1 rRNA gene is annotated in these 503 nt (G+C 57.9%); it reads right to left on the bottom strand.

Features of this window, described 5'->3' with window-relative positions:
- A 23S ribosomal RNA gene (locus OZD61_RS03235) occupies positions 1 to 503 on the bottom strand; the annotation flags it as partial.

Here is a 503-nt window from a genome sequence, read left to right on the forward strand (position 1 = left end):
TCCAGATCCGGCCTATCAACCCCGTCGTCTACAGGGAACCTCACACGAAACCTCATCTCGAAACAGGCTTCCCGCTTAGATGCTTTCAGCGGTTATCCCTCCCGTACGTAGCCAACCAGCAATGCCACGGGCGTGACAACTGGCCCACCAGAGGTACGTCCAACCCGGTCCTCTCGTACTAGGGTCAGCCTTTCTCAAGTTTCAACGCGCACGGCGGATAGAGACCGAACTGTCTCACGACGTTCTAAACCCAGCTCGCGTGCCGCTTTAATGGGCGAACAGCCCAACCCTTGGGACCAACTCCAGCCCCAGGATGCGACGAGCCGACATCGAGGTGCCAAACCATCCCGTCGATATGGACTCTTGGGGAAGATCAGCCTGTTATCCCCGGGGTACCTTTTATCCGTTGAGCGACACCGCTTCCACAAGCCGGTGCCGGATCACTAGTCCCGACTTTCGTCCCTGCTCGACCTGTCAGTCTCACAGTCAAGCTCCCTTGTGCA

Origin of the sequence: Wolbachia endosymbiont of Drosophila bocki (assembly GCF_028982005.1) — a bacterium.
In the GTDB taxonomy this organism is placed as follows: Bacteria; Pseudomonadota; Alphaproteobacteria; order Rickettsiales; family Anaplasmataceae; genus Wolbachia; species Wolbachia pipientis.